The 16,561-nt window shown below is 40.5% G+C and carries 15 protein-coding genes; all 15 read left to right on the top strand.

The features are described from left to right. Positions 1 to 13 precede the first annotated feature (13 nt). The 15 genes from atpD to AC1TO5_RS18240 all read left to right on the top strand — a co-directional run bounded on the left by atpD (position 14) and on the right by AC1TO5_RS18240 (position 16,128). Positions 14 to 1,420 carry a F0F1 ATP synthase subunit beta gene (atpD, locus tag AC1TO5_RS18310; protein WP_482064281.1) on the top strand — a complete coding sequence of 469 codons (1,407 nt, stop codon included), beginning with the start codon at positions 14 to 16 and terminating at the stop codon, positions 1,418 to 1,420. A 21-nt stretch (positions 1,421 to 1,441) separates the two neighbouring features. Further along, positions 1,442 to 1,849 (top strand): F0F1 ATP synthase subunit epsilon, encoded by a 408-nt coding sequence (locus tag AC1TO5_RS18305; RefSeq protein ID WP_482064280.1) that lies wholly within the window; start codon positions 1,442 to 1,444, stop codon positions 1,847 to 1,849. A 148-nt stretch (positions 1,850 to 1,997) separates the two neighbouring features. Continuing rightward, positions 1,998 to 3,248, top strand: a complete 1,251-nt coding sequence (locus AC1TO5_RS18300) for a hypothetical protein (protein WP_482064279.1) — start codon at positions 1,998 to 2,000, stop codon at positions 3,246 to 3,248. Positions 3,249 to 3,250: 2 nt separating this feature from the next. Beyond that, the gene (locus tag AC1TO5_RS18295; RefSeq protein WP_482064278.1) at positions 3,251 to 5,518 is read left to right on the top strand and encodes a proton-conducting transporter transmembrane domain-containing protein; all 2,268 of its coding nucleotides are present in this window, start codon (positions 3,251 to 3,253) and stop codon (positions 5,516 to 5,518) included. A 14-nt stretch (positions 5,519 to 5,532) separates the two neighbouring features. After that, positions 5,533 to 5,763 carry a DUF1146 domain-containing protein gene (locus AC1TO5_RS18290; protein WP_482064277.1) on the top strand — a complete coding sequence of 77 codons (231 nt, stop codon included), beginning with the start codon at positions 5,533 to 5,535 and terminating at the stop codon, positions 5,761 to 5,763. Between the two features lie 231 nt (positions 5,764 to 5,994). Next, positions 5,995 to 7,323: a UDP-N-acetylglucosamine 1-carboxyvinyltransferase gene (gene murA / locus AC1TO5_RS18285; RefSeq protein WP_482064276.1), complete on the top strand. Its 1,329-nt coding sequence runs from the start codon at positions 5,995 to 5,997 to the stop codon at positions 7,321 to 7,323. 338 nt (positions 7,324 to 7,661) lie between these two features. After that, on the top strand, positions 7,662 to 8,750 hold the full coding sequence (gene spoIID, locus AC1TO5_RS18280) for a stage II sporulation protein D (RefSeq protein WP_482064275.1): 1,089 nt from the start codon (positions 7,662 to 7,664) through the stop codon (positions 8,748 to 8,750). Positions 8,751 to 8,814: 64 nt separating this feature from the next. Next, complete coding sequence (locus AC1TO5_RS18275) at positions 8,815 to 9,561, top strand: peptidoglycan DD-metalloendopeptidase family protein (RefSeq protein ID WP_482064274.1); 747 nt, start codon at positions 8,815 to 8,817, stop codon at positions 9,559 to 9,561. 245 nt (positions 9,562 to 9,806) lie between these two features. Next, the gene (gene spoIIID, locus AC1TO5_RS18270) at positions 9,807 to 10,097 is read left to right on the top strand and encodes a sporulation transcriptional regulator SpoIIID (protein WP_482064273.1); all 291 of its coding nucleotides are present in this window, start codon (positions 9,807 to 9,809) and stop codon (positions 10,095 to 10,097) included. A gap of 164 nt (positions 10,098 to 10,261) precedes the next feature. Continuing rightward, a complete protein-coding gene (gene mreB, locus AC1TO5_RS18265; RefSeq protein WP_482064272.1) occupies positions 10,262 to 11,251 on the top strand; it encodes a rod shape-determining protein MreB in 990 nt (329 codons plus the stop codon). A 233-nt stretch (positions 11,252 to 11,484) separates the two neighbouring features. Further along, the gene (locus AC1TO5_RS18260; protein WP_482064271.1) at positions 11,485 to 12,342 is read left to right on the top strand and encodes a flagellar hook-basal body protein; all 858 of its coding nucleotides are present in this window, start codon (positions 11,485 to 11,487) and stop codon (positions 12,340 to 12,342) included. 46 nt (positions 12,343 to 12,388) lie between these two features. Beyond that, the gene (locus AC1TO5_RS18255) at positions 12,389 to 13,216 is read left to right on the top strand and encodes a flagellar hook-basal body protein (protein WP_482064270.1); all 828 of its coding nucleotides are present in this window, start codon (positions 12,389 to 12,391) and stop codon (positions 13,214 to 13,216) included. Between the two features lie 25 nt (positions 13,217 to 13,241). Next, positions 13,242 to 13,619 carry a DNA-directed RNA polymerase subunit beta gene (locus AC1TO5_RS18250; RefSeq protein ID WP_482064269.1) on the top strand — a complete coding sequence of 126 codons (378 nt, stop codon included), beginning with the start codon at positions 13,242 to 13,244 and terminating at the stop codon, positions 13,617 to 13,619. A 323-nt stretch (positions 13,620 to 13,942) separates the two neighbouring features. Then, positions 13,943 to 14,380, top strand: a complete 438-nt coding sequence (gene fabZ, locus AC1TO5_RS18245; protein ID WP_482064268.1) for a 3-hydroxyacyl-ACP dehydratase FabZ — start codon at positions 13,943 to 13,945, stop codon at positions 14,378 to 14,380. A gap of 32 nt (positions 14,381 to 14,412) precedes the next feature. Continuing rightward, positions 14,413 to 16,128, top strand: a complete 1,716-nt coding sequence (locus tag AC1TO5_RS18240; RefSeq protein WP_482064267.1) for a phospho-sugar mutase — start codon at positions 14,413 to 14,415, stop codon at positions 16,126 to 16,128. Positions 16,129 to 16,561: the final 433 nt, after the last annotated feature.

Below are 16,561 nucleotides of genomic sequence, written 5' to 3'. Positions count from 1 at the left end.
GGGAGGGAAAGCAATGAAAAAGGGACGCGTTGTATCCGTCATGGGTCCGGTCGTCGATTTAGAGTTTGAACGAGGGTCTCTGCCACAAATTATGAATGCTGTAACCATCAATCATAAGGCAGAAGCTGGTAGTGTAGCTATTAATCTTACACTTGAAGTTGCCGTTCACCTAGGCGATAACCTAGTTCGTGCAGTAGCGATGAGTACTACTGACGGTCTAGTTCGTGGTATGGAAGCAGTTGATACTGGATCCGCTATTACAGTACCTGTAGGTATGGCTACTCTAGGACGTGTATTTAACGTACTAGGTCAACCCATCGATGAAGCTGGCGATGTTGTATCTGAAGTTAAACTTCCGATTCACCGTGAAGCACCGAAATTCGATGAATTATCTACACAATCGGAAATTCTTGAAACAGGGATTAAAGTTATCGACTTGCTTGCCCCTTATTCCAAAGGTGGTAAAATCGGTTTGTTCGGTGGTGCCGGTGTAGGTAAAACGGTAACAATCCAAGAGCTTATCAATAACATCGCACAAGAGCATGGCGGTATTTCTGTATTCGCAGGTGTAGGTGAGCGTACTCGTGAGGGTAATGACTTGTACCATGAGATGAAGGATTCCGGCGTACTTGCAAAAACAGCGATGGTATTTGGTCAGATGAATGAACCTCCAGGAGCACGTCTACGTGTAGCCTTGACAGGTCTTACTATGGCTGAGTATTTCCGTGATAATGAAGGTAAAGACGTACTTCTATTCATCGATAATATCTTCCGCTTTACACAAGCAGGTTCTGAAGTATCTGCGTTACTTGGTCGTATGCCGTCAGCGGTAGGTTACCAACCAACACTTGCAACTGAAATGGGTCAATTGCAAGAGCGTATTACTTCTACTAACAAAGGTTCTGTTACATCAATCCAAGCGATCTACGTTCCAGCCGATGACTATACGGATCCGGCTCCTGCAACGACGTTTGCCCATCTTGATGCGACAACTAACCTTGAGCGTAAAATCTCCGAAATGGGTATTTTCCCAGCGGTAGATCCGCTTGCTTCATCTTCTCGTATCCTAAATCCTGAGATTCTAGGAGCAGAACATTACAACGTAGCTCAAGGCGTGAAGAAAATTCTTCAAGGCTATAAAGAGCTTCAAGATATTATTGCAATCCTTGGTATGGATGAGCTTTCTGATGAGCAAAAATTGATTGTATCGCGTGCGCGTAGAATTCAATTGTTCCTATCTCAACCATTCCACGTTGCTGAACCATTTACTGGTCTTGCTGGTAAATACGTTCCAGTTAAAGAATCAATTCGTAGCTTTAAAGAAATTCTCGAAGGCAAACATGATGACCTACCTGAGGAAGCATTCCGTTATGTAGGTGTTATTGAAGAAGCCGTGGAGAAGGCCAAAACGCTAGTATAGCGAAGAGTGGGAGGAATCCACATGAGTACGTTTCTAGTTGAAATTGTAACGCCTGAACGTAAAGTTTATGCGAAAGAAGCAATTTTGGTGACGGTAACCGGTGTTGAAGGTCAATTAGGCATTATGGCTAATCATATTCCATTTGTTACACCATTGAAGATTGCTCCTGTTATCATAAAGCGTGATGGTAGTTTAGATGAAATTGCAGTAAATGGCGGCTTTATTGAAGTTCGTAAAGATAAAGTAGTTATTCTAGCTGAAAGTGCTGAAATATCTGAAGATATTAATATTGAACGTGCAGAAGCAGCGAAGCAACGCGCGCAGCAGCGCCTAGCTCTTGCTAAAAGCGACGAAATTGATTTCAGAAGAGCGGAATTAGCATTACAGCGTGCAATGAATCGTCTGCATACAAAACATGTTATAAAATAAGAAAGCTGATTGTCCGTTCGGAACTTCCGAAATGGGCGATCAGTTTTTTTGTTCTTGGCTTGTTATTACGGTAATAGGTAGCTAGTTATTAGTGAAGTATAGTAATATATGTAGTGACTGTTAACAATTGAGGTGAGGCAAGTTGGCAATGTTTTCGCAAGAGGTATGGCTTATTCCTATATTATATATCGCAGCGTTCATCACGATTATTACTGTGGGCAAAAGCATGAAGCAAGGGGGAGCCCTTGTTAATGTCGTATTTGCCATGCTTGCCTTTGGCTTATCAATTACTGTGCTCATTGAGCGATTACGACCACATACATTAGACTATAGTTTCCATCTAGACTGGTTAGTTGTTGGTGAAGTCTATTACACGATAGGCTATGAAATTACTGATCTCAACACATGGCTGCTAGTATTAATAACAGGAATATACTTCCTTATACATATTATTTCGATTCAGAAAAAAAATTCAAATCTCACCTCATCAATTTACGCTTATATGAGCTTATTTATGTTCGGATTGAGCGGTATACTGCTATCAGACAGCATTTTAGTTTTCTATATATGCTCAGTATTAGTTAGTGTAAGTGTATATCTCATGTTAGTACATCCAAGCGTTGAATGTCATCAGACGTTACTATGGCGCTACGTATTATCTCAGTTATTTGCACATACCGCTTTATTAGTCGTAATTGTCGTCCTATATTGGTACATGCCAGACACATCATTACAATTCACGATGCTGCAAAATGTATTTGGTGGGCAGGCTGAACATTTTACAGAAGCGATGCTAGCTTGGTTGTCATTATCTATAGTCGTTAGTGTTATTTGTTTGACGGGACTATTTCCGTATTTGCACAGATTTAGATTAGTTCGCTCTGGGCAGTCGATGGTTCAACTGCTTGTTAGTACATTAAGCTTTGTTATTGTTCCTATATATACACTTATCGCATTTGCTGATCTTATCACAGCATCGCCAATTATGGCGGGCAAGCATTCACTATCGCTATTGGAAGAACAGATCGGCATTGACGTTAATCTAATGCCTGCTTTATGGATTGTTATAATAATAGGTATAGTTGTTTCCTTAGGTCCGCTATATAGTAAGCGTTGGAATGAAAAAGTGGAAAAGCGTTTGATGACTGACGATGGTAAATATACGAATAAATTTTCGGGAAGTATTCGAGGCGCAGCTATTCAAACAGGTTCATACATCGTGCAATGGGTGGCGATGCTTGAACATGTTTTATACCAATTGTGTACTGTCTGGTTGCTATATCCAATGCGCAGAATAAGTCATATGTCAGCTAATATGACAATAATGCGTGCGACGATCTGGATGATCATTATTGTTACTTTGTTGACTGGACTATATACATGGATGTGGAGGGGATGACATTGGTTCAATTGATGTTAATAGGTCTAATAGTTATTCCACTCATTGGGGTTATCGCACTTATGTTACTACGGCGTTCATCGCTACGAATCATTCGCCCGATGACGATATCGATTACAGTTCTACCGATATTCATGATTCTCATATTAATCTATGAAATTTCACATACGGATTCCTTAGAGCTATTTACGATATCACTGCATAGTTTGTCACTGCTTTCCAATCAGCTGCATTCTTTACCGGCCACATTGGTATTAGGGCTAGATGCGGTGTCTTTATGGCTGATGTTGTTCATTACGATTATTATCGTGCTTACTGCATGTGCAGGTGTATATATTAAGAAGCGCCAGAAGCTATTTTACGGATTAATTATGCTTGCTGAAAGCTTACTACTTACGCTATTTATGGCGCGCGAAGGATTGTTACTTATTGGTCTCATTGCTATACTAGCGATCATTATGTTCTTTCTTATTGGCATATGGGGGCAAGATGGAAGTGTTATTGTGGCAAGAAGGTTTGCGATAAGACAGCTAGCAGCTTGTGTCCTATTGATAGTGAGTAGCTTATTGCTTACAACTTTACATACGAATGAAAGTGATTATGAATATCAATTGTCATTAACGAATGAAGCGAGCTATATGATGCAGGAGCATTTGTTAGATGAGCAATCTGACCAACAACAAGTACGGCAAGCTGCGTTTGTACTGTTTGTCCTTGCATTAATTTGTATGCTACCAATGATAGGGGCACATCACTGGTTTATCGCCCTATTTCGCAAAAGTCATATGGTCGTCCTCATGCTCTATTGTGGAACGATAGCGATCGCAGGGTGGTATGTGCTTTATCGAATCGGTAGCATATATTTCTTCGATTTGCTGGCGTCCATTAGTGAAGCGGTACTATGGATATTAAGTATTCAATTTCTATATGCTTGTATGCTGCTTTGGAAGCAACAGCAGCTAAGAGGTTGGTTTGCTTATGGGGTATGGGGGCAAATGTCGCTCATCGGTATTCTTATGCTTACGATGTCGGAGCAAGGCTTAACGATATCGCTGCTGCATCTATTATCCTTCGTAGCGACAAGCTCGCTCTTATGCTTCTTATTAGCTGCGATCATTGAACGAACGGGGACAGATCAGATTCAGCCATTAAGCGGGGTATTGATGAATACACCTTTTCTAAGTGGCAGCTTAGTTGCTACAATTTGTGCGTGGCTCGGTATTCCAGGATTATCACAATTCATTGGTACAGCTCATGCAGTCATTTTGACGTTTCCTACTAGTCGCTGGATTAGTGTAATGGTTACGCTTGGTATGCTATGCAGTGTGTTAGTTGCGGTTCAACTATTGTATAAGCTGCAACGTGGCAAATTAGATGCATCGAATGTACTGAATACACGACATGAATCGAATATACCGAGTAGCGAGTTCAAAGATATGCGCTTCACTGAAGCAATTCCGATTATTGTATTGTTATCTATTATGATATTGATTGGATGTTATCCAATTGTCGTTGCAGATATGTTTGAGCTAGAATTACATACTGTTTATAATATGTGGAATGATACTGGGGTAGCTGCTGCATGGGATATCGGGGGAATTACTGCGATATGGACGACACTTGGTGAACATTCGAATATTATCATTGTGTTTGCTTTGCTTATGATGCTAGCGATTGGGTTAGTTAGTCGGAAAAACGCTCGAATAAGTGCCTTAATATATTGGCAGACATTATTTCAGCTACTTGCACTTGTTGTTATCATCGCTTCTAGTTATGGGTCAGGATATACAATGAAAGGGCTAGATCTTACGCTATATGTAGTCGTCTATATTGTGTTGCTAGTGGCTACGATGCTGGGCGTTCGTAGCTTTAACGAGCCGCAACAACGTAAGACGATATCGGAATGGCAGGGCTTATATTATCGTGATCCGCGATTAGCATTGATGATGCTATGGCTTATTATGCATTGGATGGCATTACCGTTTACTTCGCTGTTTCAAGTGAAGCTTATTGCCATTAGTACATGGCTAGAGCAAGGCAATTTTGGATTGTTAACGGTATGGGTTTTGCTTCATCTTATGATGCTGAAAATGTGGTTGGATTGGTTAAGCGCCATATATCTCGTAAGTGATACAAAGCAAGTATCCAGTCGTCTAGGTTTGTCATCCTCATCAGATCGTAATGGATTAACGACTTTGAAATCCCGCAATGCTCGCATACTATTAATGGGCTGTTGCTTAGTTCTTATTGTTATAAGTTTTATTGTATAGAAAGAGGTTGTAGTATGACTACAGGAGTAGAAGGTTTATTTTCAATTGTACTTATTGTATTGTCTATTATTTTCGTATGGATTATTATGTCAGAAATTCGCTGGGATAAAATTTTGAAAAAACATACCAGCATAAAATCGCGTATGCTGCAAGTAGTCATAGCTATTGTCATTGGATATTTGTTAGGTAGCTTTATTTTGCAATATTGGGGTTACTCCACAATGCTCCAGCAGTTTGTCGAATAACTGGAGGCAAAGATGCAAACACTTGATATAAATAAGCTAAAAGGTAGTTCAAAACATCCGTTTGTGATCAGGATGTGAACAAATACGACAAAAAATTTAGATTAGAAAATTCTTCTTGTCGATTGATCGCCAAAGATGTTAAGATGAAGATTAGTGGATGCATATTTGCGAACAAATATGGGATTCCATGGAATATTTTTTGGAAAATTATGATTCGCGGAGGGACGTAAGATGGCAAAGATTATCGTCCGCGGAGGTCAACGATTAATGGGAAAAGTGCGTGTAAGTGGTGCAAAGAACGCAGTACTTCCTATTCTTGCTGCCTCATTGTTAGCGACTGAAGGCGAAAGTGTAATAACTGACGTGCCTGCTCTTGATGATGTGATGACGATTCAAGAGGTATTAGCTTCATTAGGTGCTAAAAAACAATATAATCAGGAAACCATGCGCATCTCTGTTCCACAGATTACATCGACAGAAGCGCCTTATGAGCTTATTCGTAAGATGCGTGCATCATTTCTAGTGATGGGTCCGTTATTAGCAAGAGTCGGCAGAGTGAAAATTTCACTGCCAGGTGGGTGTGCTATTGGTTCAAGACCAATTGAACAACATCTAAAAGGCTTTGAAGCTATGGGAGCTGTTATTAATTTGGAACATGGTGCTATCGAGGCAACTTGTCCCAATGGACTACATGGTGCTAAAATTTATTTGGATGTAGCTAGCGTAGGTGCAACTGAGAATATTATTATGGCAGCTTCATTGGCTAATGGTACAACCATTATTGAGAATGCTGCACGTGAACCGGAAATTGTTGATTTGGCTAATTACATTAATGCTATGGGCGGCAAAGTTCGTGGTGCTGGTACAGGCATTATTCGCATAGAAGGTGTGCAGTCACTTAAAGGTGCTCATCATCAGGTTATTCCTGATCGTATTGAAGCGGGTACTTACATGATTGCCGCCGCGATTACAGGCGGAGATGTAATGGTCGAAGGTGCAATTGCTGATCATCTAGCTCCTGTAATTTCTAAGCTAGAGGAGATGGGTGTTCAGATTACGAGTAGCGATGCTGGTATTCATGTTCGTGCGCCAAAGAAATTGAAATCGGTTGATGTGAAAACATTACCGCATCCTGGATTTCCTACCGATATGCAGTCACAGATGATGGCATTATTGTTAATTTCTGAAGGGACAAGTGTCATTACAGAAACGGTATTTGAAAACCGATTTATGCATGTAGAAGAATTCCAAAAGATGTCTGCAACAATTAAAGTTGATGGCCGAACTGCTATAGTGACAGGGAATACGTCACTTACAGGTGCAAAGGTTTGCGCAACGGACTTACGTGCTGGAGCTGCATTATTATGTGCTGCACTACGTGCTGAGGGTGAAACTGTCTTAACGGGTCTTCACCATGTAGATCGTGGTTACGTCGATATTACTGGAAAGTTGGCTTCTTTAGGCGCGAATATTGTGCGTATAGAGGCTGAAGAGCAAGTGTTATCTTCACCAGTTAAAGAAAAGAAGCGTTTTTCAATTGTACAAGAGCTTATGGCATAATGTGATAATAATTATTCAAGGGTGTACATTTTATTCGTATCTCATGTAGATGATACGAGTACAATGTTCACCCTTTTTAGCATGCTGAAAAAGTGAATCGTAATCACGATCATTTATTTTGATCCATTCTAATATGAATAATCTTTAATCTTCTATTTTCGCATGACTATTCTATTCTAGTAAATCTATTCATAGGCTATAGCATGAAAGATGAGAGAAACTAGGCAGAGAGGAAAGTGGATCATTTGAAATATAGGCATAGAAATCCTATTATGCAAATTAGTAGAAGATCATTGATAATTACTCTATTAGTCATATGCAGCGTATTGGTAGTCAGTATGTTAATAGCGCGAGCTACGCAGCGATCCAATCAGCTAGACATAGATAGAGCTACAACGGTTGAGATGCCTGCACTAGCACAGTATGGTATGTTGAATGAACAATTATCAGAGTATTCAAGTGTAGCATCATCCAATCGCTTCAACATATGGAACTATGGAATGGCAATGGGGTTTCAGCATGAACAGCATAGCCAAGCGAATCAACAAACAGAACAGCCCATGATTACTGTATTACTTACTAAGCAGCAAATCGTTGAACAAGTTCCATTGGAACAATATGTGCTGCAGGTGACGTTAGCGGAAATACCGAGCTCATTTGAAGAAGAAGCGATTAAAGCACAAATGCTGGCGGTACGGACTTACATTGTACGTCGGATGATAAACACTTCTAATATAGAACAACATGAACAAAGCGGTGAGCCCTATATTGTAACAGATTCAGTGCAACATCAAGTCTATTGGAGCAATGAACATATGCTGACGTATGAGGCAGATGAACGTAATAAGATGACGCTTGAAAAATTTACACGAGCATTAGAAGAAACTAAGGGTCAAATTTTAATATATAACGAAGAACCGATCGAAGCGGTATTTTTCTCGACAAGTAATGGGTATACAGAAGCGGCAGAGGATTATTGGGGCCATGCGATAGATTATTTACAAAGTGTTGAAAGTAAATGGGATCAATCTATTTCACCTAGCTACGAACAAGAAGTAGCGTTTAGCTATGAGCAACTATATCAATTACTTGGTCTAGCAGCAAATAACAATGATAAGTTGAATATTTCCAATGTGACGCATACTAATAGTAATCGTATTGCTAGCTTGTCTATTAATGGGGAAATTTTTGAAGGAAAGCAGCTCAGGCAGTCACTAGGATTAGCCTCCACTCATTTTACTTGGACGAAGGATAAGAAGGCGCGGACGATTACATTTACAACCTATGGTTATGGGCATGGTGTTGGTATGAGTCAATGGGGAGCGAATGGCATGGCGCAAGCAGGGTATCTAGCAAAAGATATTGTCACCTACTATTATAAAGGCGTTCATATTGAACAAGCTTCAAAGCTTGTAAATAACTATTAAAAAATAGTATATATCACGTATAAAGATAGTCAGATTGGTAACAATGGCTATTGAGGTGATATTAATGAGTGAATATAATCAAAACAAATCAAAATCAACAGATGAATCTCTTAAAAATGAAAAGAGAGGTTCTCATGTTGCAAAGTCGGGCTCAGGATTCAAAAGGCTGCTATCGAAGAAATGGTTTTCTCCAGCATTGTTCATGATCACGGCAGCAATTATCGTTACCTTACTGTGGGTGTACCAGGATGCTAATACCGACAAGCCTACAGCAGGTACAGATGTAACTGAAGGAACAGAGGGTGTTATTGGTACCGACGTTGCTATGGAAGACCCTTTAGACGCAACGGAAGAAATCGCGGCTACTGGTGAAGATATGCAATGGCCGGTTGCCAATGTAGATGAACTACAAGTTGAAATTCCATATTATGATGCGCAAGCAACATTGACAGAGCGCGAAGCGGCTTTAATTCAAGTGGACACGACGTTCGTTCCACATATGGGAATCGACTTTACTGATCCAGAAGGCAAAGTGTTTGATGTACAAGCAGCATTAGCGGGTACAGTAACTTTGGTAGAATCAAATCCAATTAACGGACACCAAGTAGAAATCAGCCATGGTAATGGATTTATAACTGTATATCAAAGTTTATCTGAAGTAACGGTGAAAGTAGGAGATGAAGTTACGCAAGGTACAATTATTGCGAAAGCTGGTCGCAGTGATGTTGAACGTGATCTTGGTAACCATCTCCACTTTGAAGCTCGTCTGAATGGTACCAACGTCAATCCGAACGACTACATCGTACAATAACAATATTCCTGGCAACATCTTTACTAGAGGCACATCTTCCATTTTCGGGGGATGTGCCTTTATTTATTTTTCAACAGTCATAAACGCTGAAAAATTCGCATAATGTAAGCTTCACTTTCAATAAGGAAAAGCTATTTTTTCTAGAAAGAATAACTTCTTCGCATTCATTTCACGATACATAGAGAATATCTGCCCGCCCCACTCATATAATGTACCAAACTTAATACGAGTAGGGAGGCGGGAGCGTGCACGATTACATCAAGGAGCGTACGATTAAAATAGGCCGTTGTCTTGTGGAAACGAAACAAACGGTACGAACGATCGCCAAAGAATTCGGAGTATCCAAAAGTACAGTGCATAAGGATTTGACAGAACGACTGCCAGAAATTAACCCTGAGCTAGCTGATCAAGTAAAGCATATCCTTGAATATCACAAATCAATACGTCATTTACGCGGCGGCGAAGCAACAAAAATCAAGTATAAAAAGAGTGCGCCGAAGAAGCGGGAGGTGCTAACTGCAGGACATACCAAATGATTTATTAGTATCGCCGGAGCCTAAGAAAGAAATACTATTATAATTTCTTTTTTCTAAGAGAGGATTTTCTGTCATTTTGGCGAATAATGTTAGATAACGGTTATTTCCGGTTAGTGGAGATACGCTAAGTATGATTACATTATTCGTTGGAGGACTAGAGCCTAATGTTTAGTAAGGATATTGGTATTGACCTGGGTACGGCAAACGTATCGATTCATGTAAAGGGCAAGGGTGTTGTATTAGACGAACCTTCTGTAGTAGCTATTGAAAGTGATACAAAAAAAGTGCTTGCAGTTGGCGAAGACGCACATCGTATGGTAGGGCGTACTCCTGGTAATATTGTTGCGATCCGTCCATTGCGCGATGGTGTAATTGCTGATTTTGATATTACGGAAATTATGTTGAAAGAATTTATTCATCGTGTCGATGGACGTACTTGGTATTCACGTCCGCGTATTTTGATCTGCGCGCCTACGAATATTACTTCCGTTGAACAGAAGGCTATTCGTGAGGCCGCTGAGCGCAGTGGTGCCAAAGAAGTTTACCTAGAAGAAGAACCAAAAGCTGCCGCTATCGGTGCTGGAATGGATATCTTCCAGCCTAGCGGCAATATGGTTGTCGATATCGGTGGTGGTACAACAGATGTTGCTGTACTATCTATGGGCGATATTGTTACGGCGTCTTCTATTAAAGTAGCGGGTGACAAGTTTGACGAATCGATAATGAAATTCATCAAGAGCAAGTACAAGTTACTTATTGGTGAAAGAACGAGTGAAGATATTAAAATTCGCATCGGTACTGTACTGGTTAATGCTTCAAAGGAAGAAATGGATATTCGCGGTCGTGATATGGTAACTGGCTTACCACAAACAATTACGATTCATTCCAACGAAATCCGTGAGGCGCTTTGGGATCCAGTTATGTCCATTGTATCTGCAGCAAAATACGTTCTAGAACAAACTCCTCCAGAGTTATCCGCAGATATTATTGATCGCGGTGTTATCCTTACTGGTGGTGGCGCATTATTAGGTGGCTTTGATTCCTTACTTGCCGACCAATTGAAGGTTCCTGTACTAATCGCAGAGAATCCAATGCATTGTGTCGTGAAAGGTACAGGCATTCTACTGGACAACCTGGACAAGCTTAGACGTTAATAGTTACTATACAAGATGAGACGAGTGGGTGCAGGTAGGGCGTCGCAGGGGGACGTGCTGAAGCACTCACTTGTATAGGTAGTTCAAATTATCCGCTTGTGTACTAGTAACGTACACTTGCTGTGTAGTATCGAAGATTCCATTTATTGTAATATGTGATGGGGCTATTCACATTATGTCTTCTTTATCCGATAATGATATAATAGAATTATGAGATGATGAGGAGGGGCAATATGCTTAGAGGGCTCTATTCCGCTGCATCTGGCTTAATTAGTCAGCAGCGACGTCACGATACTGTTACAAATAATATAGCTAATATAGAAACAGCCGGATATAAACAGAATACAACTGCACTGCGTTCATTTAACGAAATGTTATTACAGGTGACGGGTGTAGAAAACAATGGGAATAAAACCATTGGAACGTGGACAGGTGCGGTATTTGGTGAAGAAAGTTTAACGTATCATTCGCAAGGTGATGTAACACAGACGAATAATGCGAACGATTTTGCTATTATTTCTAATATTTTAGTAGATGGATTGAACTTTGATCAATCAGGGAAAGCTATCGCTCAAAACGGTGAAATTACGTATCAGCCGCAAGCATACTTCACACTTCAGAATGCTTCCGGAGAGATGCGATATACTAGAGGTGGCCAATTTACTGTAGACAGTCAAGGCAATCTACTTACAAATAATGGTGATCATGTACTTAATACGAACAATCAGCCAATCGTATTACCAGCAGGAGTAAGTATTAATGAGCTTACATTAACTGCTGATCGTCGTCTTGTTACATCAAATGGTGAAGATACGGGCATTCAACTCTTAATCTCTCAAATAGAGAACCCTAACGGATTAGTTCGTGAAGGTGATGGTAATTTCCGATTAGTGTCCGGCACTGCTGAGGCTATTGCGGATAACGCTCAAGTGGAAGTAAGGCAAGGTTATATTGAGCTTTCTAATGTGGATATGACACAAGCATCTGTGGATCTAATGATAGCAGCTCGTGCATATGAGGCGAATCAGAAGATCGTTCAGTATTATGATCAAACATTGCAAAAATCTGCGAATGAAATTGGGAGAATCTAATGAACTCAGATAAGTTGGATGATCTTCTAGTGAGGTGTGAATTATAATGAATAACTCGATGGTTAATGCGATCAACTCCATGAATGCCTATCAAAATAAAATTAATACGATTTCCGATAACGTTGCAAACCAATATACAGTCGGCTACAAATCGAAATCTGCTGTATTTGATGATCTATTGACGACTACAAAAGAACAGCCACAAGCTTTTGGACTTGATGGTCGCTTAACTCCACTTGGTTTCAATCAAGGTTGGGGTTCGCGCGTAACTGGAATTGCAACGGATTTTACGCAAGGGCCACTTAATCAGACCAATGTGTTGACCGATATGGCAATTGAAGGTAATGCATTATTCGAAATTATTGCTGATAATGCTGGAACAAAAGCATATACGCGAGACGGCTCATTCCAGATTAGTATGAACGCTGCTGGTCAAGGAGTGCTTACAACAAGTGAAGGCTATGCTGTGTCCGGGACATTAGCGGACGGCTCAACAGGCCCGATTATTATTCCAGAGGGACATAATATACAGGTTCAGACGGATGGAACGGTACTCGCTGTTAATAATGGTGGGACAATTAACGTAGGATCTATTAATATTGTTAAAGCAGTTAGACCTGATGCGATGACCGCTATTTCGGATAACTTATATGCTGTATCGGCGGGCTTGAATGTAGATGAAGTTGTTGCTAGAATAATTCCTAACAGTAATAATAAAGTTGCAATTCGCCAAGGTTACCTAGAGCAATCTAATGTGGATATGACTACACAAATGACAGATTTAGTTAGAGTGCAGCGAGCTTATCAGTTAGCTGCAAGAGCTTTAAGTTCTAGTGATACGATGATGCAATTAGCTAATAACTTACGCTCGTAACATATAGGACGAAGGTGATTGTACAATGAAAGAAAGCGGACATGAAGTGGAGGATCGGAAAAGAACAGCGCAGTCTTCAAGCCTAGGTGAATATACGGTGCTTGATGACATGGAAAGAAGCATGCTGCTTTCCCGTTCTGACAAACACAAATCTGCCGCACGAAGTGCTAAAGAAGAGGTTCCAGTCGAAGTAGAAAAGGAAATGACCACCCAAAAAATGCCGTGGTGGGCTAGTTCAATATTTTGGATCATTCGTAAATGCATAGCGCCGATCATTATGATTGCCATGCTGTTAACTGGCCTTTACATTGGCTATGTTATAGTCGGTGGTCAACCTAAGGAAGATGTATTTGAGTGGAGTACGTGGAAGCATATGTGGGATTTGATTTTCGCTGAAACTTAGAAAATATATTAATCTTCAGTTTAATAAATAATGAGCGCAAAAAGAATCAGTCAGCGATTGCTGACTGATTCTTTTTTTATGCGCCCAAGCCAATGAAAACCTTGATGAAAAGTTTTCATTTTCCGTGAGGTAGTCTATAATAGTTGAAGGTTACTGTATTCAATATACCAAGAGACCTACCCTTTAGAATATTATTCTAAAAAGCAAGTCTCTTATCTCAACCTTCATTACCTGCAGGATAATGAGGGGTAATATCAGTATAGGGATAACGACACACTTTTATACAAAAAATAATGATAATATTGGAAGGGGTAAAATATACTATGATGGATATCAATGAAATTATGAATGTAATACCACACCGCCCGCCGTTTTTACTTGTAGATCGCATTACGGAAGTAGAACCAGGTGTGAAGGCTGTAGGTATCAAAAACGTTACAATGAATGAACCCTACTTTGTAGGACATTTCCCAGGTTACCCGGTAATGCCTGGCGTGCTAATTGTTGAAGCTTTAGCACAAGTTGGGTGTGTGGCTATACTTAAAGTTGAAGGCAATGAAGGTAAGTTAGGATTCTTCGCTGGCATTGACGGATTCCGTTTCCGTGGTCAAGTGACGCCTGGTGATACACTTACTTTAGAAGTGGAAATTACAAGACTTAAAGGCTCTATTGGCAAAGGTAAAGGTACAGCAAAAGTAGACGGCAAAGTCGTTGCAGAAGGCGAATTGATGTTTGCGCTATCCAATCCAAATCAGAAATAGAAGAACTACAGTATAGAAAGAGGTTATTGGTAATGGGACAATTGTTGAATAAAGAAGCATTGAACAAATATGAGTCATGGCTGAATGATAGTAATATCGATGCAGCTACTAAGCAAGAACTACAAGAACTGTCAGGTCAAGACGGTGAGATTTTAGATCGTTTTTATCGCGATCTTGAATTCGGTACAGGTGGCTTACGTGGTGTTATGGGTGCAGGTACGAATCGTCTTAATGCCTATACAGTTGGTAAAGCTACACAAGGGCTAGCGAACTGGTTGTTGGAGTCGAACGTAGCATCACCGTCAGCAGTTATTGCACATGATTCTCGTAATAACTCACCACAGTTTGCGCTTGATGCTGCACTTGTTTTGGCGGCTAATGGAATTCGCACATATTTATTCAGTTCACTTCGTGCTACTCCGCAATTGTCTTATGCCGTTCGTGAGTTACAGGCAAGCACTGGAGTTGTTGTAACGGCAAGTCACAATCCTCCTGAATATAATGGTTATAAAGCATATGGCGCTGATGGTTGTCAGTTAATACCTGAGGATGCAGAAAAGGTCATTGCGGCAATTGCTCGTATTGAAAGCTTCGATGAAATTAAGCGTATGGAACAACAAACAGCTGAAGATGCTGGTCTTTTAGTATGGCTTGATGAGAAAATCGATAACTCCTATGTTGAAACGGTTGTAGCACAAAGTGTCAATCAAGAGCTACTACATGGCGATCTAGGCAAAAACTTCAAAGTAGTATTTACACCGCTTCATGGTGCAGGTAATCAACCCGTTCGCGATGTGTTAGCGGCTGCAGGTTTTGAACAAGTATACGTTGTAGCGCAGCAAGAGCAACCCGATGGATATTTCAGTACAGTGAAATCACCAAATCCAGAGGAGAAAGAAGCATTTACACTTGCTATCGAGCTTGCTCAAAAAGTAGGTGCTGATGTTATTGTTGGTACTGATCCTGATGCAGACCGTATGGGTGCTGTTGTGAAAAACAATGAAGGTGAATATGTTGTTCTTACAGGTAACCAATCGGGAGCTTTAATGATTCATTACTTGTTAAGTCAATTGCAGCAACGTGGACAATTACCTGATAACGGCGTGGTCATCAAAACAATTGTAACGAGTGAGATGGGTGAAGCGGTTGCTAAGCATTATGGTGCCGCTGTAGAAAATACGCTGACCGGTTTCAAATATATTGGTGAGAAGATGACGGCTTACGAAGCGTCAGGCGAAAAAACTTTCTTATTCGGATATGAAGAAAGCTATGGGTACCTTACTGGTACGTATGCACGCGATAAAGATGCCATTGTTGCAGCGATGTTAATTTGTGAAGCTGCAGCATATTACAGTACACAAGGCAAAACATTGTATGATGTGCTACAGGAACTATACCAACAATTCGGTTACTATCTTGAAACACAACAATCACGTACATTGAAAGGAATCGATGGCGTACAGCAAATCGCTACCATTATGAATAGCTTCCGCGAGCAGCCTCCAGTGGAAATTGCTGGTGTAGCTGTAACTGAAGTGCTTGACTACTCCAAAGGTATTCAAGGATTACGTCCTGAAAATGTATTGAAATATATGCTTGCAGACGGTTCTTGGTTCTGCTTGCGTCCATCCGGTACCGAGCCGAAAATTAAAGTCTACTTCGCGGTGAAGGGCTCTTCCACAGAGGATGCGGTTTACAAACAGGAGAGTATATCTACAGCAGTAATGCAAAGAGTAGACTCTCTCTAGATGTAACTCAAATTGTCCACTTCTGATCACGATGGTTATGCTAACGTAGCATAGTCGACGGCGAAAATGAAACGAACGGATGCTTACGAGGTATGTTTCTTTCAGAAACATTTTAGGTTCGCGTGTACCAACCACGTACACTTGCGCTTCCGCCTTTCTCAAGTAGCGTTCCATCTTCTTGATGCTGACAAGCGAACAATTTGACCTTGATTGGAATAGGATATTCAAATCGTCCACTTGTGATCACGATGTAACGCATGGTAGTGTAGTCGACGGTGAAATGGTCATCTTCGCATGTGTACTTGAACCGTACACGTTGCTGGGTTGTGTTTTATTGCTAGGCACAGGTATACGTACAGTCTAAAATTTAACGATTTTAATTGTTTTTTAATAAAGATCGCATCAATGAAGCATTTTATAGTATAGAACGTAT

The sequence above is a fragment of the Paenibacillus sp. Y930 genome, assembly GCF_056786375.1.
This window is presented reverse-complemented; position numbering and strand designations above follow the sequence as displayed.